Source organism: Pedobacter terrae (genome assembly GCF_900100705.1).
Taxonomy (GTDB): Bacteria; Bacteroidota; Bacteroidia; order Sphingobacteriales; family Sphingobacteriaceae; genus Pedobacter; species Pedobacter terrae.
In genome coordinates, this window is the sequence record NZ_FNCH01000063.1 from 1 (window position 1) to 1,087 (window position 1,087).

General features: G+C 38.7%; 1 protein-coding gene. It reads right to left on the reverse strand.

All coding sequences use genetic code 11. The annotated features are described in order from the left end of the window. Positions 1 to 51: 51 nt before the first annotated feature. Positions 52 to 1,032, reverse strand: coding sequence for an integrase core domain-containing protein (locus tag BLR60_RS24605; RefSeq protein ID WP_090505239.1), 981 nt, complete (start codon positions 1,030 to 1,032; stop codon positions 52 to 54). Positions 1,033 to 1,087: the final 55 nt, after the last annotated feature.

Here is a 1,087-nt window from a genome sequence, read left to right on the forward strand (position 1 = left end):
TTGTAATAGTTTAGTAATTCGGTAACAGATTTTTTTGAGGAGCATTAATTATTAGATTTTTTCATTTGCTTTTTTTGCCATTTCAATTGGAGTTATTCCACCTATTCCCTGGTGTGGTCTCTGATGATTGTAATAAAGCATGTACTGGAATAATTCATCGTGGAGTTCCTCAATGGAATCAAAATCAGTTTCTTCTATAAGGTCTTCCTTCAGTGTCCTCCAGAACCTTTCTACTTTTCCATTTGTTTGAGGCCTATAAGGTTGGGTATACCTGTGGACGATGCCTAATTCGATAAGCATTCTTTCAAAAGGATGGTTCATCTTATTTTGGCTTTGCCGCTGCCCAAATTCAGGGCCGTTATCCGAGATGATTTCTTCGAACTTTATTCCATATTCACTTTGTAGCATATTAATGCACCTCATCGTAGCAAACATAACCGTTAACGATGTTACATCCTCTGTTACTTCTGCCCAAGCCAAACGGCTATGGTCATCCAGCAGGCAAACCAGATAGAGCTTACGGCTTTGTCCTCTTATTATAGCTTTACCCAGATGGTGGCAGTCAATGTGTCCGAGTTGTCCCATTCTTTCCTTAATGATCTTCCTTTTATTTTCTTTCATCCTGTGGTTAAGCCTGTTAAGACCGTAGCGTTTGCTGATATTATAAACCCCGGATGCTGATGGAGTAAATTTATGCAATTTTGGCTTCAGAATCTTTACAATCTCATACCTCGAATTTCCTTTTTGCCTTAGGGCGATCACCTGGTTTTCTATAAATTGAAAAGGACGCCTAGTACGGTATTTTGGCCCGCGTTTGCGGGGAAGGAGATCGGAGTCTTTTCCGCTTTGTTTAAAACGGTTGTAATACTTGAGAAAGCTCTTACGGTTAGTACCCCAGGCTCGATAAAGTTCCTCTACAAAGCGATATTCGGGGTGAGACTTTTGTTTAATCAGCTCATATTCTCTGATCATAAAACGGTAAGTATCCAAATACTTCCGCTCAACAGTAAAATCATTGGTGTTTATTGGCATAACAGAATCAATTTAATAATTATGATTCTGTTACCGAATTATATAACATCTACAA